The organism is Cryobacterium sp. TMT2-15-1, assembly GCF_004402345.1.
In the GTDB taxonomy this organism is placed as follows: Bacteria; Actinomycetota; Actinomycetes; order Actinomycetales; family Microbacteriaceae; genus Cryobacterium; species Cryobacterium sandaracinum.
Map to the genome: position 1 here is coordinate 15,188 of NZ_SOGD01000038.1, position 21,186 is coordinate 36,373.

Sequence of the window (21,186 nt, forward strand, 5' to 3'; positions counted from 1 at the left end):
CTGGATGCCGAAGTGGGCGGCGGCGGCGGCGGCGGTTGCGGTGGTGGTGGGGGCTGCCGTGGGTTGTGGGCTCGTGCGGCAGCGGCTCAGGCCGGCGTTGCCGGGAGGTCGAAGTAGAGATGGGCGTGAGCGCGGCATCCGTCGTTGAAGGCGGCGCCGCACGCAGGGCACGCGGTGGTTGCCCGGTAGTCGGCGATCGAGAGTGTGCCTCGGCAGACTCCGCAGAGGATGGCCTGCTCGGCCCAGAGGGCGGCCGGCCAGAGCCGGGCGGCATGGGTTTCACCGGCGGCGTGGCACTGGTAGCACGGGTAGAAGCGCCCGCAGCAGAAGAACTTGATCGCCACGATGTCGAGCTCGGAACGGTAGTGCACGCAGCGGGTCTGGGCGTCGACGGTCTGTCCGTGGATCTGCATGGTGGTCCTTCGTGCGAGAGGCGATCGCGACCGCACGTGGGGGTGGGGCGGTGTCGGGGGTGAGGACGCGGCGTCGGGAATGGGGTTCGGGGCGCCTCGCGGTGCCCCGAACCCCAGCCGCTACTCGGCGGTGGCCTGCGCTGTGACGAAGGCCTCGAAGGCGGCCGGGTCGTCGAGGGCGCCGGGGTAGGAGACGCCGTTGACGAGCACGGTGGGCGTGCCCTTGACCTGCTCGATGTCGGCGTTGGGGAGCGGGCCGTCGAGGGCGCGCTGAGTGGCGGTGCCGACCCAGTCGGCGAAGGTGTTCTCCGTGATGCAGGTGGCGACCTTCTCGTCGCTGACGCCCGCACTCGTGGCCAGGCTGACCAGGTCTTCGTTGGTCAGGCCCTCGGTGTTCTCCGCCGGCTGGTTTGCGAACAGGGCCGCGTTCAGGGCGAGCACGTTCTCGGGCTCATAGTTGGCGACGCACGCGACGGTGGCGGCGGCCCGGGTCGGGTACTTGCTACCGGCCGAAACCGGATCAAGGATCGAGATCGGGTGCAGCTCGAGCGTGGCGGTGCCCGCGGCGACCCAGCCGGCGATCTGCTCGCCGTTCGTGGTTTCAAACTGGCCGCAGAAGGGGCAGAGGTAGTCCGCGTAGACCACGATGTTGGCGGTGTCGCCGAGGGTTGTCGGGTCGGTGGCGATGGGGTCCTCGTCGGCGGCAACGGAGACGGTCTCGACCGGGACGATGTTGGTGCCGTCGCCGCCGAGCAGCACGCCGTCGCTGGCCATGTTGAGCGGGCCCGGCGCCGCAGGTCCTTGGCTGCCGACCACGACGAGGGCCACGACCACAGCAGCCGCGATCAGGCCGGCGCCGATGCCGCCGCGCAGAAGCCAGCGGTTGCGCTTCTCCTTTTTCTGCTGCTCCTCGCGGAGCTGGCGGGCGCTTTCACGCGCCATCTCGCGGCGGTCCTTCTTGGGGGGGACAGGCTTGCCGTAGACATTACTCATGAACTAATGCACCGTTTCGTTGCGACTGGCAGGTAGTTCCAAGGTTAGAGGGTCCGTCTCCGGAGGAGGTGCAGCGGGGCTGTGAGGGGGCTGTGAGCGCGGAGTCCCAGCTTCGGGCGCCGTGGGCGGAGCCGGCTCAGGCCTGGGCGCGGTGGACTTCGTACTGGGCCCGGATGAGCGGGCGGCAGTCCGGTTCCGGCGCGGCGGCGAGGGATATCGGCCAAACCGGGCGGCTGCCGGTCAGCGCCCACGCGGCCTGGACGGCGGCGCCGTCGGCAACGTACTCGCCCGGGGTCGGAACCACGACCGGGCAGTCGAAGACCTGCGCCGCGATGGCCGCGACGACCGGGCTCTGCGCGGCGCCGCCGATCAGCAGCACCCGGTCGGCCACCACCCCCTGCGCCCGTACGGCGTCGAGGCCGTCGGCGAGGCCGCAGAGCATCCCCTCGATGGCTGCGCGTGCGAGGTTGGGCCGGGTGCTCGAGGTGAGGGTGAGTCCGAAGAGGCTGGCCGTCGCGTCCGGCAAGTTGGGCGTGCGTTCGCCTTCGAAGTAGGGCTGGAGGACGAGCCCTTGGGCGCCGGGTTCTGCGCTGAGCGCGAGGCTCCCGAGCTCGTCGTGCTCAACCCCGAGGAGCAGCCGCACCGCGTCGAGCACCCGGGCGGCGTTGAGCGTGGCCACGAGAGGCAGGGACAGTCCGCTGGCGTCGGCGAAGCCGGCGACGGTGCCCGTGGCATCCGTCGTCGGCTGATTGGTGACGGCGAAGACCGTGCCGCTGGTGCCGATGGAGACGATGACGTCCCCGTCGCCCGCGCCGAGTCCCAGTGCGGCGCCGGCGTTGTCGCCCGCGCCGACGCCGATCACGATTCCCGCGGGGAACGAATCCGACAGAGGGGCCGTGGTGCCGGCGGTGTCGCCGGGGCCGAGTACGCGGGGGAGGATGGCGCGGTGCCCGAGGGCGCGTTCGAAGAGGTCGAGGTCGTAGGTGCCCGTGGTGGGTGACCAGTAGCCGGTCCCGCTCGCGTCGGAACGGTCGGTGGTCAGCTCGTCCAGTTCCGGCCCGAGGGGGCTCGCGTCGGCCGGGCCGTAGCCGCGCAGCCGCCAGGTGAGCCAGTCGTGGGGGAGGGCGACCGCGGCGACGCGGGCGGCGTTGAGCGGTTCGGCGTCGCGGAGCCAGCGCAGCTTCGGGGCGGTGAACGAGGCCACCGGCACGAGGCCCGTGCGCCGGGCGTACTCTTCGGCGCCGATCTCGGCGATCAGGTCGGACGCGGCACCGGCGCTGCGGGTGTCGTTCCAGAGCAGTGCCGGGCGGATCACGCGGCCTTCGGCGTCGAGCGCGACCATGCCGTGCTGCTGGGCGGCGACGGAGATCGCGGCGACATCCGCGAGCCCGCCGGCGTCGGCGAGGGCGGCGTGCAGCGCCTCCCACCAGCGCTCGGGGTCGACCTCGGTGCCGTTCGGATGCGACGCACGACCGCTGCGCACCAGGGCGCCGGTGTCGGCATCCCTGATCACGATCTTGCAGCTCTGGGTCGAGGAATCTATTCCGGCAACCAGTGTCATGGCTTCATTCTCCGCTCGGGGGTCGTGCGTCGTGGGGCGTGGGGCGTGGGCGTGGAGATTGGGCGTGGAGTTTGGGCGTGAGGAGGGGGTGCAACGAGGGGGTGCGAGGAGTGGGCAACTCAGGAGAAACGGATGCCGCGGGCCTGGGTACCGCGGGCCCGGTGCGGGATCCGCGGGCCCGGCCGCCGCATCCGGAGGATCTCCCGCGTCAGCTACAGGATCGGACTCCTGAGTGAGCCATGGGGCCAGCCGGAGCCCGGCACAGGGCCGGCCACCGTGGCCGGCCCTGCGCATCGGGATCCCGGTTAGCGGGCGCCGAGCAGGTGCTCCAGCGCCAGCTGCTGCAGCCGTACGAAGCCGAAGCCCTTGCCGCCGAAGTAGGCATCCGTGTCGAAGTCCTCGTAGGAGGCGCGGTCGGCGAGCAGGTCGTCGTAGCTTTCGCCGGCTGCCAGGGTGGGCGCGGAGAGCTCCGGCACGCGTGCCGCTTCGAGCATCTGCTGCACCTCGGGGTCGGCGCGGAAGGCCTGGGTGCGCTCCTTGAGCAGCAGGTAGGTGCGCATGTTCGCGGCGGCCGAGTCCCACACGCCGGTGATGTCCTCGGTGCGGCTGGGCTTGTAGTCGAAGTGGCGGGGGCCTTCGTAGGACGGGCCGCCGTTCAGGCCGCCGTTCTCGAGCAGGTCGACGAGCGCGAACGCGTTGTGCAGGTCGCCGTGGCCGAAGACCAGGTCCTGGTCGTACTTGATGCCGCGCTGGCCGTTCAGGTCGATGTGGAACAGCTTGCCCTGGTACAGCGCCTGGGCGATGCCGGCGGCGAAGTTGAGCCCGGCCATCTGCTCGTGGCCGACCTCGGGGTTCACGCCGACCAGCTCGGGCCGGTCGAGAGTGGTGATGAACGCCATCGCGTGACCGACCGTGGGCAGCAGGATGTCGCCACGCGGTTCGTTCGGCTTCGGCTCGATCGCGAAACGGATGTCGTAGCCCTTATCGGTGACGTAGTCGCCGAGCAGGTTGACGGCCTCGCGGTAGCGATTCAGGGCCGCACGGATGTCCTTGGCCGAGTCGTACTCGGCGCCCTCGCGGCCGCCCCACATTACGAACGTCTTCGCGCCGAGCTCGGCGGCGAGGTCGATGTTGCGCAACACCTTGCGCAGCGCGAAGCGGCGCACGCTGCGGTCGTTCGAGGTGAAGCCGCCGTCCTTGAAGACCGGGGCGCTGAACAGGTTGGTGGTGATCATCGGGATGATCAGGCCGGTGTCGGCGCAGACCTGCTTGACCCGGTCGATCTGGGACTGGCGCTCGGCATCCGTGGAGCCGAAGGCGAACAGGTCGTCATCGTGGAAGGTCAGGCCGTATGCGCCGAGACGGGCGAGGTTCTCGACCGCGTCGACGACGTCGAGTGGCGGCCGGGTGGGGCCGCCGAACGGGTCGCTGCCGTTGTAGCCGACGGTCCAGAGCCCGAAGGAGAACTTGTCGTCGCGGGTGGGGGTCAGGCTCACATCACTCAATGTCATTTCACTACTTCCGATTCAGCTGCGTCGATGATTTGTTGATTACCCAAACATATATCAATCGTGACCAGAACGGGACGGTTTGCCGGAAATGATCCGAATTTGCCTCCGGCGGGAACTATTAGCCTGTGTTGCGGCGCTCGATCCGGGCACAAGGGTATGGCGTGGATAGTGAATCCACCTCGATTGCGCACAAATAGCGGAATGTCGGGATAACAGTTGGCAATTGGCTCTCCAATTAGATATGTTTTGGTCACAAACAAAGTCGTCCGCGACTGAGTGGAGGCTCACCCGCAGAGTGGTCCGAACAGCTTGGCCCTGCACCGGATTTCACACCTGACCGTGTGAGTCCACATCGCATCACGCTTTACAACGAGGTAACCGTCCGTCCCCGTTTCGCGTTACGCAAAATGGTCGGTCGGAGTGCACCTCGTTGCAGCAGGAGTCGGAATCTCCGCCCCTGCGCCTGGCAGCATTCAGAGAGGAAAGCACCAATGTCCCTGACCAAGAGGATCATCGCCGTAGCGGCGACCGGAGCCGTGGCCTTGTCGCTCGCGGCATGTTCCGGCACGGGCGCACCGGCCGGCGACGGCGTGGAGGCCATTGCCGACTGCAACGTCGGCATTTCCATGCCGACCCGCGCCCTTGAGCGCTGGATCAACGATGGTGAGCAGCTCAAGACGCTGCTCGAAAAGGCCGGCTGCACCGCCGACCTGCAGTACGCCGACAACAAGACCGACCAGCAGATCAGCCAGATCCAGAACCAGATTGCCGGCGGGGCCAACATCCTCGTCGTCGCTGCCATCGACGGCCTCCTGCTGGGCCCGGCGCTGGAAGAGGCCAAGACGCAGGACGCCACGGTCATCGCCTACGACCGCCTGATCGTCGGCACCGAGAACGTCGATTACTACGCGACCTTCGACAACTACGAGGTCGGTACCCTGCAGGGGGAGTACATCGTCGACCAGCTCGGCCTGGCCGACGGCGCCGGCCCGTTCAACCTCGAGCCCTTCGCCGGCAGCCCCGACGACAACAACGCGAAATTCTTCTTCTCCGGCGCCTGGGACGTTCTGCTGCCCTACGTCGAGAACGGTCAGCTCGTCGTTCCCAGCGGTCGCTCGCCCGAGTCCAACGCGGACTGGGCCTCGATCGGCATCCAAGGCTGGGCTTCCACCCTCTCCCAGGCCGAGATGGACAACCGCCTGTCGTCCTTCTACTCCGGATCCGAGAAGGTCGACGTTGTGCTCTCGCCCAATGACAGCCTCGCCATCGGCATCCTGGCGTCCCTGAAGTCGGCGGGCTACGCACCCGGTGAGGACTACCCGATCATCAGCGGGCAGGACGCCGACAAGGCCAACATCAAGGCGATTCTCAAAGACGAGCAGTCCATGAGCGTGTGGAAGGACACCCGCACGCTCGGCGAGCAGGTCTACAACATGGTTCTGCAGATCGCCGCGGACGAAGAAGTGACCGTCAACGACACCGAGACCTACGACAACGGCAAGAAGATCGTGCCGTCGTTCCTGCTCGACCCCGAGGTCGTCGTCAAGGAGGACATCCAGGTCAAGCTGATCGACTCCGGCTTCATCAAGGCATCCGACGTGGGACTGTAACCGGTCCCACACCCCGGTCGGCCCCGCGCGAGCGGGGCCGACCACCTCGGCCCTCATTGGGGCCGGCAGATCTACACACGCGCTATCGATCAGGAGGCTGCCCTTGGAGCACACGACCATCCTCAGGATGCACAACATTGTGAAGGATTTCAGCGGAGTGAAGGCACTCGACGGGGTGTCCATCGACGTCGTTCGCGGGGAGGTGCACGCGATCTGCGGCGAGAACGGCGCCGGCAAGTCAACGCTCATGAAGGTGCTCAGCGGTGTGTATCCCGCCGGCAGTTTCGAGGGCACCATCGAGTTCGAGAACAAGCCGGTCTCCTACAAAACGATCAATGACAGCGAAGCCGACGGCATCGTCATCATCCACCAGGAACTGGCCCTCAGCCCCTACCTGTCGATCGCCGAGAACATCTTCCTCGGAAACGAGAATTCCAACCGGGGCATCATCGACTGGAACAAGACCAACCGCGAAGCGTCCCTGCTGCTCAGCCGGGTCGGCCTCGCTGAAAGCCCGGCCACCCGGGTGCTCGAACTCGGCGTCGGCAAGCAGCAGCTCGTGGAGATCGCCAAGGCGCTCTCCAAACAGGTGAAACTGCTCATCCTCGATGAGCCGACCGCCGCCCTTAACGATGAGGACTCGGCGCACCTGCTCGGCCTGATCGAACACCTGCGCGGGCAGGGCATCACCTGCATCATCATCAGCCACAAGCTCAAAGAGATCAAACGGATCGCCGACAAGGTCACCGTCATCCGGGACGGCAAGACCATCGAAACCATCTCGATGGACGGACCGGACGCCACCGAGGCGCGCATCATCCGTTCGATGGTCGGCCGGGAACTCAACAACCTGTTTCCGCCGCGTGAACCCAAGATCGGCGCCGAACTGCTGCGCGTCGAAGACTGGACCGTGTACCACCCGGTCGATACCGCGCGCAAGGTCGTCGACGGGGCGTCCTTCAGCGTGCGCGCCGGCGAGATCGTCGGGTTTGCCGGGCTGATGGGCGCCGGCCGAACCGAACTGGCCATGAGCATCTTCGGCCGCTCGTACGGTACCAAGATCACCGGCAGCGTCTTCAAGAACGGCGACGAGATTCAGATGCGCACCGTCGACGAGGCAATCCGCCACGGCTTCGCCTACGCCACCGAAGACCGGAAGCTCTACGGCCTCAACCTCATCGGTGACATCACGGTGAACGTTTCGGCGGCGGCCCTCGGCAAACTCGCCAAGTGGGGTGTCATCGACCGGCACCGCGAATACAAGGTCGCCAACTCCTATCGCGAGAAGATGAACATCAAGGCGCCGAGCGTCACATCGATCACCGGCAAGCTCTCCGGCGGCAACCAGCAGAAGGTCGTGCTCTCGAAGTGGATCTTCGCCGGCCCCGACATTCTCATTCTCGACGAACCGACCCGCGGCATCGACGTGGGCGCCAAGTATGAGATCTACGGAATCATCAACGAGCTCGCCGCCCAGGGCAAAGCCGTTGTGGTGATCTCCTCGGAGCTGCCCGAACTCATCGGGCTCTCCGACCGGATCTACGTCATCTCCGAGGGCAAGCTCACCGGTGAAGTCACCGCGGCGGAAGCCTCCCAGGAAACACTCATGCACTACATGACCGCGGGAAAGGACTGACCCCGATGAGTACCACCACCCCTATGAAGCGCACGAAACCCAAGTTCGCGGTCAGCCTCAGACAGTATGGAATCCTCGCCGCACTGGTGATCATCATCATGCTGTTCCAGATTCTCACCGACGGTCGCCTGCTTCTGCCCGGCAACGTCAACAACCTGATCCAGCAGAACGCCTATGTTCTGATCCTCGCCATCGGCATGGTGATCGTCATCATCGCGGGCCACATCGACCTCTCGGCCGGGTCCGTGGTGGCCATGGTCGGTGCCGTCGCCGCGATCAGTATGAATTCCTGGGGCTTCGCCTGGTGGGCCGCCGTCATTCTCGCCCTGGTGGTCGGCGCCGTCGTCGGCGCGTGGCAGGGCTATTGGGTGGCCTTCGTCGGCATCCCGGCGTTCATCGTCACCCTGGCCGGCATGCTGATCTTCCGCGGGCTCACTCTGGTGCTGCTCACCGGCGGCACCATTGGCGGCCTGCCGTCCGAGTTCACCGCCATCGGTGCGGGCTGGCTGCCCGCCTGGCTCGGCGAGGTCGGCGGCCGGGACGTGCTCACCATCGCCCTCGGTGTGCTCACCGCGCTCGCCCTGATCGTGCAGCAGCTGCGTACCCGCGCCACCCTGCGCAAGCTCGACCTGCCCCGCGAGCCGATCGCCACCCTGTGGATCAAGAGCGGCATCGCCGGCGTGGCCATCATCGTCTTCGCCTGGTTGCTCTCCGGCTACAGCGGCACACCGCTCATCCTGATTGTGCTAGCCGCCCTCATTCTCGGCTACACCTTCCTGCTCAACCAGACCGTGTTCGGCCGCCACGTGTACGCGATGGGTGGCAACCTGTTCGCCGCCAAGATGAGCGGCGTCAAGACCCGCTGGGTCAACTTCTTCATCTTCGTCAACATGGGAGTGCTCGCCGGCCTGGCCGGCGTGGTCTCCACGGCTCGGGCCGGGGGCGCCGTCGCCTCGGCCGGCCAGAACTACGAACTCGATGCCATCGCGGCCGTCTTCATCGGTGGCGCGGCCGTGACGGGTGGCGTCGGCACGGTCATCGGCGCCGTCATCGGCGCGTTGGTGATGGGCGTGCTCAACATGGGCCTGTCCATCCTCACGGTCGACGCGGCCTGGCAGATGACCATCAAGGGCGTCGTGCTCCTGCTCGCGGTCGCGTTCGACATCTTCAACAAGAGCCGCGGCGGCCGCTAGCTTCGCCCCGCGCCTGCAGGGCCCTGTCAGGTGTCTTCCAACCGTAGAGGTGGTGTGTCGTGACCCGGCTGACCACGACCACCCTCTCCGCACGGGGTGGTTCGAGCAACGACCAGTTGCGCCGGTTCAATCTGTCGATGATTCTCACCATGATTCATCATTCGAGCGGATGCTCTCGGGCTGAACTGACCAGACGCACCGGCCTGAATCGGTCCACCATTTCGGCGCTCGTGGCCGAACTGGTCGAGCTCGGAATGGCGTTCGAGGGCGAGCCCGAAGATGTGCCCGGCCGGGTGGGGCGCCCGAGCCTGCAGGTGTTTCCGAGCCCGAAGATCGCCGCGATCGCCGTGAGCCCCGATGTCGATGCGATCACGGTGGGGCTGGTGGGGCTCGGCGGCGAGGTGATTCGCCGCATCCGCTTCGACACGGCCCGTATTCCCACCGTGTCCGAAACCGTGAACGCGGTCAAGGCCATCGTCGACGGTATGCGCGGCGAGATCGAGCAGAACTATCGCATCGCCGGGGTCGGCGTGGCCGTTCCCGGCCTGGTCGACACGGTCGACGGCCGCGTGCTGATCGCGCCGCACCTCGGCTGGCGGGACTGCGCCCTCACCAGCACCCTCGCCAGGGTGCTGCGCTTCCCGGTGTACGCCGGCAACGACGCAAGCCTGGCCGCCATCGCCGAGAGTCTGTTCGGAGCGGCCCGTGGCGCGAAGGACCTCGTCTACCTCAACGGCAGTGCGAGCGGCATCGGGGGCGGCCTCATCATCGGCGGCAGCCCGTTGCGCGGTACGAGTGGCTACGCGGGTGAGCTTGGACACACACTGGTCAACTCGAACGGGGTGCGATGCCACTGCGGCCGCATCGGATGCCTGGAGACCGAGGTGAGCATGTCGCGCCTGCTCCGGGTGCTGGGCCTGCCGCGCGCGGATCTGGACGACCTCGACGTCGCCCTCGGCGTCTCGCGCGACCCTCAGGTGCTCCGGGAGGTAATGAGGCAGATCGACTTTCTCTCGGTGGCGATCTCAGACTTCGTGAACATGTTCGACCCGAAGATGGTGGTGCTCGGCGGCTTTCTCGGTTCGCTGCTGTCGGTGGGCCGAGAGCGCCTGGCCGAGGCGGTGAGCGTGAGTTCAATCGGAAGCCTCGGGCACGCCGTGCTACTCGAACGGGCGCAGCTGCGCTCCCGGCTGATGATTGTCGGGGCGGCCGAGCTGGCCTTCGCCGGGCTGCTCGACGACCCTGCCGGGTTTGTGCGCGGACGCATCGGTGTCTGACGCGTGACCGGACTTCGCGTCTGCCGGGTCAGGTGATCGAGGGGAGGGTGACGCGAGTGTGCCGATCCTCAGGACTCAGCGTGAATCGGGTTGACTGTTCACTCGCGGCGAACCTGGCGCTGGTGCCGAGCTGGTATTCGCCGGCGAATCCTTCGACCGAGACCCTGCCCCGCGCGTCGGTGAGCGCGGTCGTCGGTGCAAGCCACCATTCGCCCTTGACGAGCCCGCGCAACGCGTCGTAGGACGGCTTCGGAGTGCCGTCGGCGCGCACCAGCCCGATCGGTGCGCCGAGCCAGGCGCCTGCGTCGGTGATGCCCCAGTAGGTGACGGCCTCGACCGAGGGATGCGCCATGAGCGAGCGGTAGTGTCGCTCGAGGTCGTCCGCCTGGCGGGCCTCTCCTTCCGGAGTCGACGGCCACTCGGAGACGCGGTAGTCGTTCAGGTCCACGATGTCGGCCGGCATGAGGTCGCCGGAAACGAGAGATGACTCGGTCAGGTGCAACGGCAGGCCGTATCGGGCGAACCGGTCGACCATCCCGAGCATGGCGTCCTCACCCCAGTACCCCTGGTGCATGTGGGTTTGCAGCCCGAGGGCATCGATCTCGACGCCGGACTCGAGGACCCCTTCGATGAGGCACTCGAAGGCGCTCGAGAGATCGAAGTCATTGAGCAGCAGCGTGGCGCGAGGATTCACCGCGCGGGCCTCTTCGAACGCCAGGCGGATCATCGGGATGCGCCCCCTGGCGCGAGCCAGCGGGGTGATGCCGTTGTCCCCGTTTTCGAATACCGGCATGATGACGGCCTCGTTGATGGCGTCCCAGGTGTCGACGAGCCCCTCAAAGTCGGCGACGTCGCGGCGGATGCGTTCGCGCTGCAGCCGTTCGACCTCGTCGACGGGCAGGCCGAGCAGCCAATCGGGCTGCACGGTGTGCCAGACGAGCGGATGACCCTTGAGCTTCACGCCGCGGCCGCGGAACCACCTTGCGGCCTGTTGCAGCCGGGCCGTGTCCGGTGCGCCGCGGGTGGGCTCGAAGCGGCCCCAATAGAACGGCAGCGTTGCCGTGTTGAAGACGTCAGCGTAGAGCGTGGCGAGGCTCTCGGTGCCGATCTCGTCAGGCTCGCCGTTCGCGAGGCCGAGGAAATCGAAGCCGATGTTGCCGAAGCCGAAGGCGTGGTCCAGCTGGGCGACGACGACCTCCGTGTTTGGCAGGACCTCACCGGACGCATCCGTCACGGTCACGACGGTGGTACAGAGCCGATGGGCGGGTGCCGAGGCGGAGGAGAGGGCCGCGGAGTGCATCATTGCAGAGTCACTTTCCAGACTGGAGTGTTGATCCAGCCGACGAATCGGGGTGCTGGGCGAATGGGAAGTCAGGATTCGACCGGCACGGGGCCGGTGCTCGCCCGGACCACGAGCTTGGCAGGGAGTTGGACATGGTGAGGGACGTCTTCCCCGTCGAGCAGCTTCACCAGCATCTGCAGGGCCTGTGCCCCCAGGTCGTGCAGTGGCTGGGCCATGGTCGTCAACGGCGGTGTCGAGCTCGCGGCCTCGGGGATGTCGTCGAATCCGATGACGGAAACGTCTTCCGGCACCCGCAGTCCGAGTTCGCGGGCGACTTTCAGGACGCCGAGCGCGGACATGTCGTTTGCGGCGAACACCGCGGTCGGTCGATCCGGCCGCGTCAGCAGTTCACGAGCCGCGTCGGCCGTCAGGGCGGCCTGGTATCCACCGTCGCGAACGAGGGTCGGGTCGAATGGGATGCCGGCGTTCTCGAGCGATTCACGGTAACCGGCCTCACGCAACTGGGCCGAAGCCAGGTCGCTACGCCCTCGGATATGTGCGATGCGGCGGTGTCCCAGTTCGATGAGGTGCCGGGTCGCCACCCGGGCGCCGCCGATGTTGTCCGAGTCGATTGTCGCGGGTCCGCCCGGCCCCGTGTGCGGGTCGATCGCGACGACGGGGATCGAAGTCGTCGGCATGAGCAACGTGGGCGTGACGATGATGGCGCCGTCGATGAGCGTGCCGGCCAGGCGCGAGAGGGATCGGCGTTCCCAGCCCGCGCTGATGCCGCCCGGCGCGAGGGCCGAATACGCGAGCAACTCATAACCGGTCCCGGTGGCAGCGGTGGATATGCCCTTGAGCAGCTCGACCGAGAACGACTCGAATTCAGAGACGAGGATGCCGATCACATTGCTGCGCTGTCGACGCAGACTCGAAGCCACAAGCGAGGGCTCATAGCCGAGTGCGGCGACGACTTCCGTCACTCGCTTGAAGGTCGCCGGAGCGACGCCGTAACGCAGATTGACGACCTTCGACACCGTCGGCACCGAAACGCCGGCTTCGCGCGCGACGTCGGCGATCGTCACTCGCCCAAGCGGGGGGGATGGGTTGACATCAAGGGTCACACTACTCACAGTACAGCGCCGGGCAACAGATCAAGAGCCGAATCACCCCGTTAGAAATCGTTATCGATATCGATTGACAAGATGGATGCCGTGCTGGGAAGCTCTGGGTGTGGCGGACGAATGTCGTGTGTCACCGATGACTACCAAGGAGCTTCCACAATGAAGAGGAAAAACCGAACCGCGGGAATTCTCGCGCTGGCCGTGAGCACCGCCATGCTCGCTTCCGGGTGCGCCAGTGGCGGCGACAGCGGTTCGAGCGACACGGTCGCCCTGACCTTCTGGCAGAACTCAACGACAGGAGAAGGCAAGGCCTACTGGGAGAAGACGGTCGCCGAGTTCGAGGCGGCCAACCCGAAGGTCACAATCGAAATGCAGTCCATCCAGAACGAGGAGATGGACGGAAAGCTTCAGACCGCGCTGAACTCCGGCGATGCACCGGACATCTTCATGGCACGGGGCGGCGGCAAGCTGGTGGATGTCGTGGCGGCCGGACAGGCCATGGACATCACAGACTTCATCGACGAGGCTACGAGTGCCGCGGTGCCCGAGGGCGTGCTCAGTGCCTTCGCGGTCGAGGGCAAGATCTACGGAATGCCGACCGCAGTGCTTCCTGGCGGCATCTACTACAGCAAGGACCTCTTCGCGGAGGCCGGCATCGACACCGTGCCGGCGACGATGGCCGAGCTGGGCACCGCGGTGGACAAGCTCAAGGCCGCCGGTATCGCGCCGATCGCCGTGGGTGCCAAGGACGCCTGGCCCGCCGCGCACTGGTACTACTTCTTCGCTCAGCGGGCCTGCTCGCAGGACGCCATGGACAAGGCAGCCGAGTCCAAGACGTTCGACGACGCCTGCTGGCTGAACGCGAGCGAGCAGATGGAAGAGTTCATTGAGACCGAGCCGTTCAACGATGGCTTCCTCACCACGTCCGCACAGCAGGGAGCAGGCAGTTCGGCCGGCCTTCTGGCGAACCACCAGGCGGCCATGGAACTCATGGGTGCGTGGAACCCCGGCGTGATCGCATCGCTGACCCCCGACGAGAAGCCGCTGGCTGACCTCGGCTGGTTCCCCTTCCCGGAGATCGACGGCGGCGAAGGTGCGGCCGGCGCGATGATGGGCGGCGTGGACGGCTTCACCTGCTCGGCTCAGGCGCCGCAGGAGGAGTGCACCGACTTCCTCAACTTCTTCATGCAGAAGGAGCAGCAGGAAGGGTACGCGAACGCGTTCCACACGCTTCCGGCCAATACGGAGGCTCAGGACGTCGTGACCGATGATGCATTGAAGTCCATCCTGGAGGCCTACAACGAGGCACCGTACGTGACCGTCTGGCTGGACACCCTGTTCGGCCAGAACGTCGGCAACGCGCTGAACACCGGCGTCGTCGACATGCTGGCCGGCAAGAGCGGCGCAGCGGACCTCGTCGCGGGCGTCAACGCGGCAGCGGCTAAGGGTTAGCTCGCAACCATGAGAAAAGAGTCCGCAGGCGCTGCGTCGTTGACCGACGCGCGGCCGCTGCCGGGCACGCAGAAAGCTGGGGACGGTGCACCTCGTGCATCGTCCCCGGCCGGGACGCGCCCCACCCGAAGAACTGCAGACTGGCGGAAGCGCCTGGAGATAGCGGTCCTCTCCGGACCGGCGATCCTCGTCTTCGTCGGCTTCGTGATCCTCCCGGTCATTCTGGCCGCCTACTACGGCTTCTTCCGTTGGAAGGGTTACGGGCCGGCAACCGATTTCGTCGGCTGGGGCAACTACGTGATCATCTTCGCGGACAGCGCGTTCCACGAGGTGCTGATGCACAACGGCATCATCCTCGTGCTGTCGCTGGTCATCCAGCTGCCGATCGCACTCATTCTGGCTCTGCTCATCAACCAGAAGATCCGGGGACGCTCCCTCATCCGCGTTCTGATTTTCGTTCCGTACATCATCTCCGAGGTCATCGTCGGCATCGGCTGGGGTCTGATGCTCCAGACCAATGGCGCGGTGAACGACCTGCTGGAGAGTGTCGGTCTGGGCGCGTTCCAGGCCGACTGGCTCTCAGATCCCAAGATCGCCATCTGGTCGCTGATGCTGATCATCTCCTGGAAGTACATCGGCTTCGCCGTCATCCTCTTCCTCGCCGGGCTTCAGGGAATCCCGGAGGAGCTCTTCGAGGCGGCGTCGATCGACGGCGCGAGTTACTGGCAGGTGCAGCGCAGCATCACGCTGCCGCTGCTCGGCCCGACCCTGCGCACCTGGGCGTTCCTGTCCATCATCGGGTCACTTCAATTGTTCGACCTTGTCTTCATCATCTGGGGCCAGTACGTCGCTTCGACGGCGGGTACCTCGACCATGGCGACCTACATGGTCGCGAACGGGCGTACCTCGGGCAACTTCGGCTACGGCAGCGCCGTCGCGGTTGTCATGTTCCTGATCTCGCTTGTCATCGCGCTGACCTACCAGCGCTTCGTCTTGCGACGTGACACGGCCGGCGCGCTCACAGAGGGGAAGAAATGATGTCGGTTCTGACCAGTGAGAGGGCCTCACGCACGGAGGCCCCACGGGTTCAGCATGGCTCGAAAGGTCGTGACAAGTGGGGCAGCCCCGTCACGTACTTCATCGCATTCCTGTTCATCGCCCTGTGCCTCGGGCCGGTCCTCTACATCATCGTCGGGGGCTTCCGCGACAATTCCCAGATCACCTCGTCGCCTGCCGGGCTCCCGGGTCCGTGGCGCTTCGACAACTATCTCGACGTCCTGACCGCTCCGACTTTCTGGCAGCAGATCGGCAACTCGGCAATCGTCAGCGGCTTCACGACGATCGGTGTCGTCGTGCTCGGGGTGATGGTGAGCTTCGTCCTGGCCCGCTATGACTTCCACGGGCGCGGGCTGATGTATGCCCTGTTCGCAGCCGGACTCATGTTCCCGATGACCGTTGCGATCACGCCGCTCTACATCCTGGTCAAGCAACTGGGTCTGATGAACAGCCTGGCGGGCGTGATCCTGCCGCAGATCGCCTTCGGCCTGCCGGTGACCGTTATCATCCTGGTGCCGTTCCTCAAGGCGATTCCCAAGGAGATCGAGGAAGCCGCGTCGATCGACGGGGCGAGCCGACTCGGGTTCTTCTTCCGCATGGTGGTGCCGTTGTCGGTTCCTGGCGTGGTGACCACCGGCATCCTGGCCTTCGTCGCCAGCTGGAACAGCTACCTGCTGCCGCTGTTCATCCTGAGCGATCAGGCGATGTACACGCTGCCACTGGGCGTGCAGGCATTCGCGTCGCAGTATTCGGTGGACACGGCACAGGTTCTGGCCTTCACCTCCCTGTCGATGATTCCGGCGCTCATCTTCTTCACGCTGTTCGAGCGCCGCATCGTCGGCGGATTGACCGGCGCCGTCAAGGGATAGGCGTTCACGCGGTGCGCGGCCGTGAGGCGTCGCACCGCGCGCTGTCCCAACTGCATATCTGATCCTCTGAAGGAAAGTGTTGAACCCGTGACCCATGCCATCTCAGCCATGCCGGAGGTCTCGGAGCGCGTACTGGCGCTCCATGCCCGAATGACCCTCGAGGAGAAGCTCGCCCAGATTGTCGGCTACTGGCTCGATCAGAGCGGCGTCGTCGCGCCCATGCAGGGCGAGATGGCGGCAGGTCAGAAGGCTCCTGGCGACCTGTCCGAGGTGACCCGCCACGGCCTCGGGCACTACACCCGTGTCTACGGCACGCGGCCGGTGGATCCGGCGGAACGCGCCGCGTGGCTGTGGGGCGAGCAGCGCCGCCTCAAGCGGGAGACGCGCCTCGGAATCCCCGCGCTCGTGCACGAAGAGTGCCTGACCGGACTCGCCGCCTGGAAGGCGGCCGCGTTCCCGACTCCGCTCGCGTGGGGAGCCTCCTTCGACCCGGCGCTGGTCGAGGAGATGGCCGGCGTCATCGGCGACTCGATGAAGCAGCTGGGCATCCACCAGGGGCTCGCCCCGGTGCTCGACGTCATCCGGGACCCGCGCTGGGGCCGGGTGGATGAGTGCATCGGCGAGGACCCCTATCTGGTCGCCACCGTCGGCACGGCCTACGTGCGCGGGCTCCAGGGCGCAGGGGTGCACGCGACGCTGAAACACTTTCTCGGATACTCCGCGTCGCGCGCCGGACGCAACCACGCACCGGTGCACGCGGGTCCGAGGGAGATCGCCGATGTCTTCCTGCCACCGTTCGAGATGGCGATCCTCGACGGCGGTGCGAAGTCAGTGATGAACTCATACACCGACATCGACGGAATCCCGATGGCCGCCAACGCCGACTACCTGACCGGTGTCCTGCGGCAGAAACTCGGCTTCGACGGTGTCGTCGTCGCCGACTACTTCGCTGTGGCGTTCCTCGAAGTCATGCACGCCGTCGCGGCCGACCGGGGCGAGGCGGCGGCGCTCGCGCTGGAAGCGGGCATCGACATCGAACTGCCCACCGGCGACGCCTACCTGCAGCCCCTGGCCGACCGCATCCGCGCCGGTCTGTTCGACGAGGCCTATGTCGACCGTGCGGTCTTGCGCGCTCTCGCGCAGAAGGAGGAGCTGGGGCTTCTCGACGAGGACGCCTACGAGGATGAGCCGCCGACGGACATCGACCTCGACTCGCCGCGCCACCGGGAGCTGGCCCGCCGACTGGCCGAGGAATCCATCGTGCTGTTGTCGAATGACGGGGTGCTGCCGCTGGAGCGAAGGGCGCGGCCGCTCTCGACGGTGGCGGTCATCGGCCCCAACGCTCACCGTGCGACGGCGCTTCAGGGGTGCTACTCCTTCGCGAACCATGTTCTCGCCGGCTATCCCGATCTCCCGCTCGGCTTCGAGATCCCGACGGTACTCGAGTCGCTCCCCGGTGCCTTCCACACGGCCGGTCTCGCCATGCCGGCGTTCGTGTACGCCGAGGGGTGCGCCGTCGAAGGCGACGACGAGTCCGGCTTCGCCGCCGCCGTGGACGCTGCGTCGGCGAGCGAACTGGCTATTGTCGTCGTGGGCGACCAAGCGGGCCTCTTCGGTCGCGGCACCGTCGGCGAGGGCAATGACTCCGAATCTCTTGAGCTGCCAGGTCTGCAACGCCGACTCGTCAAGGCCGTGATCGCGACCGGAACGCCCGTCATCATGGTGCTGATGACCGGGCGGCCGTACGCGATCGGTTGGGCCGTCGAGGGCGGGAGCGCAGCCCCGGCTGCCGTACTCCTGGCATTCTTTCCCGGAGAGGGCGGCGGCCTCGCGATTGCCGACATCCTCACGGGCCGGGTCAATCCATCAGGACGCCTTCCCGTCTCCATGCCGCGGTCGGCCGGTGCACAGCCGTATTCCTACCTGCACCCGGTTCTCGGCGGGCCGTCCGACGTCACCGCCACCGATTCGACACCGGTGTTCCCCTTCGGGTTCGGTCTGTCCTACACCTCCTTCGACTACTCCGACTACGTAGTCGATCCCGCCGCGCCTGCCACTGGCGGCTTCACCGCCACGGTGACGGTGACCAACACGGGCGCCGTTCGCGGAACCGACATCGTGCAGCTCTACGGCCACGACGTGCACGGCACGGTAGCCCGGCCGGTGGCGCAACTGCTCGGCTATTCCCGGGTCGAACTCGATGCGGGCGAGTCCCGCCGGCTGACCTTCTCGGTGCCGGCGAGCCGATTCGCCTTCAGCGACCGACGCATGGTCAAGATCGTCGAGCCCGGCAACGTCGAGGTGTGGTTCGCCTCCCACGTGGCCGTCTCAGACGGCGTGCCTGCCGAGGAGGCCGCCATCAGTGCCATCGTCAGCGAGAAGCTCATACCGGTGAGACGGATACCCGGTGTGTCGACCGCCCGCGCAATCGTTTCGATCACCGGCGACGTCCATGAAATCACCGCGGCGGATCTCCGCACGGTGGCCGTTCGACAGGACGCGCTGGTCCGGGAACAGGTGTCCGCCTGAACGCGCCACACCTGAGCCGAACAGCCTCCCTCCCGCTTCCCTGCACATCAAGAACCAAAGGAATACGCACCAGTGACAAACGCGTGCATTGCCATCGACCGCACGGCGGTCGTTGCCCCCGTCAACCGTCGTATCTTCGGCTCCTTCGTGGAACATCTGGGTCGGTGTGTCTACGACGGCATCTACGAGCCGGGACACGCGACGGCCGACGAGGACGGTTTTCGGCTGGATGTCGTCGACCTGGTCAGGGAATTGGGCTCGTCGACCATCCGCTATCCCGGCGGCAATTTTGTCTCCGGTTATCGCTGGGAAGACGGGGTCGGTCCCAAGGAGCAACGCCCGGTGCGCCGCGACCTGGCGTGGCATTCACTCGAGACCAATCAGGTCGGCCTGGACGAGTTCGCACGGTGGTGTGATCTGACGGGCTCCGAATTGATGATGGCGGTGAATCTCGGCACGCGGGGCATCGAAAACGCTCTCGATCTGCTGGAGTATGCCAATCACCCGTCTGGCACGGCGCTCAGCGACCAACGCATTGCCAACGGCACGGCCGCACCTCACGACATTCGGATGTGGTGCCTGGGCAATGAGATGGATGGTCCGTGGCAGACCGGCTACATGTCGGCCGATGATTACGGCAAGCTGGCCGCTCGAACGGCGCAGGCGTTGAAGGCCGCCGACAAGAATCTGGAGCTGGTCGTCTGCGGGTCCTCGAGTTCGTCGATGCCGACGTTCGGCGATTGGGAGCGCACCGTCCTCGAGCACAGCTATGAGCACGTCGACTACATATCCGCCCACGCGTACTACCAGGAGCGCAAAGGGGATTTGGGATCGTATCTCGCGTCGTCGCTGGACATGCAGTACTTCATCGACACCGTCGTCTCGACGGCCGATCACGTGAAGAACAAATTGCACAGCAAGAAGACGATCAAGATCTCGTTCGACGAGTGGAACATCTGGTACCTCGACGAGCACCGGGCGTCAGAGGAGGTCAATGAGCAGTGGTGCGTGGCACCGCGTCAGCTGGAGGACACCTATTCGGTGGCGGATGCCGTGGTGCTGGGCAATCTGCTGATCACCCTGTTGAAGAATCACGACCGGGTGGGGTCGGCGTCACTGGCCCAGCTGGTGAATGTGATCGCGCCCATCATGACGGAGCCGGGTGGGGCGTCCTGGCGTCAGACGACATTCTTCCCGTTCTCGGTGACATCGCGGCTAGCTCGCGGCGAGGTGTTGCGACCGCGAATCGACGTCGGCACCTATGAGACGGCCGTCTACGGCGCCGCGCCTCTGGTGGATTCGGTGGCGACCCACGACCCGGAGAGCCGAGTGTCTGCGGTGTTTCTGGTGAACCGCAGCCAAACCGAGTCGTTGGACGTGACCATCGAAGTGGCCGATCTGGGCGCATCCGTCATCGACGAGGCTGTCAGCGTGCACGATTCCGATGTCTACGCGCAGAACACGCTGGCAGATCAAACGCGGGTGGCATTGAAGTCGCTCACCCACGCCGTGCTCACCGACGGCGTGCTCACCGTGACGCTGCCTCCGGTCTCCTGGTCAGCGATTGCCCTGCGATGACGATGACTGCCACGCCGCGAAAAGTTCTGTACATCGGTGGTACCGGCACGATCAGCTCGTCGTCCGTTCATTTGTCTGTCGCCCAGGGTATGCAGGTGTTCGTGCTCAACCGTGGACACAACGCCAGGGGGCGACAGCTGCCCGGCTCGGTCACCTGGTTGACCGGTGACATCACGGATCGTGATTCCGTCACTGCGGCGCTCGGCGACTTGCGGTTCGACGTTGTCGTCAATTTTCTCTGTTTCAACGCCGCCGACGCGGCACAGGCGATCGAGATATTCCGCGATCGCACCCGCCACTACGTCCACATCAGCACCGCGTCGATGTATCGCAAGCCGATCCTTCAGGTTCCGATCGTGGAATCGAACCTGCGTCAGAATGGCTTTCTGCGGTACGCGCGGGAGAAGATCGCCGCCGAGGACACCCTGATGCGTGCGCATGTGGATGACGGGTTCCCGGTCACCATCGTGCGACCGTCTCACACCTACGACGAGGCGAACCCACCTCTCGCCGGCGGTTGGACGGTCTTCGATCGAATCGAGCGTGGAGCCGAAATCGTCGTCCACGGTGACGGCACGTCGTTGTGGACTCTGACCCACGCGGCCGACCTGGCGCAGGGCCTGGTGGGGCTGCTCGGGAATCAGCGGGCGATCGGCGAGGCGTTCCACATCACGTCAGATGACGTCTACACCTGGGATCAGATCTACTCGCTCGTCGGTGCCTCGCTGGGCGTGCCGGCGAAACTCGTCCATGTTCCGTCGGAGTTCTTCCCCGTTGCTGCACCCGATTGGGGCTGGTCCGAATTGTTCGTCGGAGACCTGGGCCACAGTGCGATCTTCGATACTTCCAAGATTCGCCGGTATGTTCCGGGATATGCGCCCAGCCGGACGTTCGTCGAAACGGTCGTGGAGATGGCGCGCTGGCGAAGCGGGCATCCGGCTGAAGCGGCAGGGGATCCGACTGCCGAAGCCGTGATCGACCGCATGGCGCTGGGGTATCACGAAGCGCGGACGATCTTCGAACGGCTCGCGCCTGACATTCACGTCCCTATTTGAGTTTCGAAGGGTTATCCATGACCACCGCACCACCTTAGGCATCCGCC

16 protein-coding genes are annotated in these 21,186 nt (G+C 66.0%); 10 read left to right on the forward strand and 6 right to left on the reverse strand.

Translation table 11 applies throughout. The features are described 5' to 3' along the window. Positions 1-86: 86 nt before the first annotated feature. The 4 genes from E3O62_RS10635 to xylA all read right to left on the reverse strand — a co-directional run bounded on the left by E3O62_RS10635 (position 87) and on the right by xylA (position 4,478). Positions 87-413, reverse strand: coding sequence for a CHY zinc finger protein (locus E3O62_RS10635; protein WP_134398479.1), 327 nt, complete (start codon positions 411-413; stop codon positions 87-89). A gap of 120 nt (positions 414-533) precedes the next feature. Next, the gene (locus E3O62_RS10640) at positions 534-1,406 is read right to left on the reverse strand and encodes a thioredoxin domain-containing protein (protein WP_134398480.1); all 873 of its coding nucleotides are present in this window, start codon (positions 1,404-1,406) and stop codon (positions 534-536) included. Positions 1,407-1,542: 136 nt separating this feature from the next. Further along, positions 1,543-2,967: a xylulokinase gene (gene xylB / locus E3O62_RS10645; protein WP_134398481.1), complete on the reverse strand. Its 1,425-nt coding sequence runs from the start codon at positions 2,965-2,967 to the stop codon at positions 1,543-1,545. A gap of 305 nt (positions 2,968-3,272) precedes the next feature. Next, positions 3,273-4,478, reverse strand: coding sequence for a xylose isomerase (xylA, locus tag E3O62_RS10650; RefSeq protein WP_104169416.1), 1,206 nt, complete (start codon positions 4,476-4,478; stop codon positions 3,273-3,275). A 491-nt stretch (positions 4,479-4,969) separates the two neighbouring features. On the opposite strand from xylA, the gene E3O62_RS10655 reads away from it, so the two are divergent. The 4 genes from E3O62_RS10655 (at position 4,970) to E3O62_RS10670 (ending at position 10,194) form a co-directional block, all read left to right on the forward strand. Then, positions 4,970-6,088 carry a sugar-binding protein gene (locus tag E3O62_RS10655; protein ID WP_134394906.1) on the forward strand — a complete coding sequence of 373 codons (1,119 nt, stop codon included), beginning with the start codon at positions 4,970-4,972 and terminating at the stop codon, positions 6,086-6,088. 127 nt (positions 6,089-6,215) lie between these two features. Further along, positions 6,216-7,724, forward strand: a complete 1,509-nt coding sequence (gene mmsA, locus E3O62_RS10660) for a multiple monosaccharide ABC transporter ATP-binding protein (protein WP_104169414.1) — start codon at positions 6,216-6,218, stop codon at positions 7,722-7,724. Positions 7,725-7,729: 5 nt separating this feature from the next. Next, complete coding sequence (gene mmsB, locus E3O62_RS10665; protein WP_134398482.1) at positions 7,730-8,917, forward strand: multiple monosaccharide ABC transporter permease; 1,188 nt, start codon at positions 7,730-7,732, stop codon at positions 8,915-8,917. 59 nt (positions 8,918-8,976) lie between these two features. Next, on the forward strand, positions 8,977-10,194 hold the full coding sequence (locus E3O62_RS10670; protein ID WP_241973433.1) for an ROK family transcriptional regulator: 1,218 nt from the start codon (positions 8,977-8,979) through the stop codon (positions 10,192-10,194). A 28-nt stretch (positions 10,195-10,222) separates the two neighbouring features. Here E3O62_RS10670 and E3O62_RS10675 read toward each other — a convergent pair whose 3' ends face one another. Together E3O62_RS10675 and E3O62_RS10680 are read right to left on the reverse strand one after the other, a co-directional pair. Further along, positions 10,223-11,497 carry an endo-1,4-beta-xylanase gene (locus tag E3O62_RS10675; RefSeq protein ID WP_134398483.1) on the reverse strand — a complete coding sequence of 425 codons (1,275 nt, stop codon included), beginning with the start codon at positions 11,495-11,497 and terminating at the stop codon, positions 10,223-10,225. 68 nt (positions 11,498-11,565) lie between these two features. Continuing rightward, the gene (locus E3O62_RS10680; protein ID WP_134398484.1) at positions 11,566-12,561 is read right to left on the reverse strand and encodes a LacI family DNA-binding transcriptional regulator; all 996 of its coding nucleotides are present in this window, start codon (positions 12,559-12,561) and stop codon (positions 11,566-11,568) included. 198 nt (positions 12,562-12,759) lie between these two features. Here E3O62_RS10680 and E3O62_RS10685 point away from each other — a divergent pair, with 198 nt between their 5' ends. The 6 genes from E3O62_RS10685 (at position 12,760) to E3O62_RS10710 (ending at position 21,139) form a co-directional block, all read left to right on the forward strand. Beyond that, a complete protein-coding gene (locus E3O62_RS10685) occupies positions 12,760-14,052 on the forward strand; it encodes an ABC transporter substrate-binding protein (RefSeq protein WP_134394910.1) in 1,293 nt (430 codons plus the stop codon). Between the two features lie 9 nt (positions 14,053-14,061). Continuing rightward, positions 14,062-15,090: a carbohydrate ABC transporter permease gene (locus E3O62_RS10690; RefSeq protein ID WP_134394911.1), complete on the forward strand. Its 1,029-nt coding sequence runs from the start codon at positions 14,062-14,064 to the stop codon at positions 15,088-15,090. Further along, positions 15,090-15,977: a carbohydrate ABC transporter permease gene (locus E3O62_RS10695; RefSeq protein ID WP_198410550.1), complete on the forward strand. Its 888-nt coding sequence runs from the start codon at positions 15,090-15,092 to the stop codon at positions 15,975-15,977. Before E3O62_RS10690 ends, E3O62_RS10695 begins: the two co-directional genes overlap by 1 nt. 108 nt (positions 15,978-16,085) lie before the next feature. Continuing rightward, a complete protein-coding gene (locus tag E3O62_RS10700) occupies positions 16,086-18,506 on the forward strand; it encodes a glycoside hydrolase family 3 N-terminal domain-containing protein (RefSeq protein ID WP_134398525.1) in 2,421 nt (806 codons plus the stop codon). Positions 18,507-18,578: 72 nt separating this feature from the next. Further along, positions 18,579-20,084 (forward strand): alpha-N-arabinofuranosidase, encoded by a 1,506-nt coding sequence (locus tag E3O62_RS10705; RefSeq protein ID WP_134398485.1) that lies wholly within the window; start codon positions 18,579-18,581, stop codon positions 20,082-20,084. Continuing rightward, entirely contained in the window at positions 20,081-21,139 is a 1,059-nt protein-coding gene (locus tag E3O62_RS10710; protein WP_134394914.1) for an NAD-dependent epimerase/dehydratase family protein, read from the forward strand. The genes E3O62_RS10705 and E3O62_RS10710 overlap by 4 nt, the downstream gene beginning before the upstream one ends. Positions 21,140-21,186 lie beyond the last annotated feature (47 nt).

Bases quoted from the DNA above. Each gene is read 5' to 3' on its own strand.
- E3O62_RS10675 (WP_134398483.1), bottom strand. From the start codon at position 11,497: ATGATGCACTCCGCGGCCCTCTCCTCCGCCTCGGCACCCGCCCATCGG.
- mmsA (WP_104169414.1), top strand. From the start codon at position 6,216: ATGCACAACATTGTGAAGGATTTCAGCGGAGTGAAGGCACTCGACGGG.
- E3O62_RS10640 (WP_134398480.1), bottom strand. From the start codon at position 1,406: ATGAGTAATGTCTACGGCAAGCCTGTCCCCCCCAAGAAGGACCGCCGC.
- E3O62_RS10685 (WP_134394910.1), top strand. From the start codon at position 12,760: ATGAAGAGGAAAAACCGAACCGCGGGAATTCTCGCGCTGGCCGTGAGC.
- E3O62_RS10635 (WP_134398479.1), bottom strand. From the start codon at position 413: ATGCAGATCCACGGACAGACCGTCGACGCCCAGACCCGCTGCGTGCAC.
- E3O62_RS10695 (WP_198410550.1), top strand. From the start codon at position 15,090: ATGTCGGTTCTGACCAGTGAGAGGGCCTCACGCACGGAGGCCCCACGG.
- xylA (WP_104169416.1), bottom strand. From the start codon at position 4,478: ATGACATTGAGTGATGTGAGCCTGACCCCCACCCGCGACGACAAGTTC.
- E3O62_RS10700 (WP_134398525.1), top strand. From the start codon at position 16,086: ATGCCGGAGGTCTCGGAGCGCGTACTGGCGCTCCATGCCCGAATGACC.
- E3O62_RS10655 (WP_134394906.1), top strand. From the start codon at position 4,970: ATGTCCCTGACCAAGAGGATCATCGCCGTAGCGGCGACCGGAGCCGTG.
- E3O62_RS10690 (WP_134394911.1), top strand. From the start codon at position 14,062: ATGAGAAAAGAGTCCGCAGGCGCTGCGTCGTTGACCGACGCGCGGCCG.
- mmsB (WP_134398482.1), top strand. From the start codon at position 7,730: ATGAGTACCACCACCCCTATGAAGCGCACGAAACCCAAGTTCGCGGTC.
- E3O62_RS10710 (WP_134394914.1), top strand. From the start codon at position 20,081: ATGACGATGACTGCCACGCCGCGAAAAGTTCTGTACATCGGTGGTACC.
- xylB (WP_134398481.1), bottom strand. From the start codon at position 2,967: ATGACACTGGTTGCCGGAATAGATTCCTCGACCCAGAGCTGCAAGATC.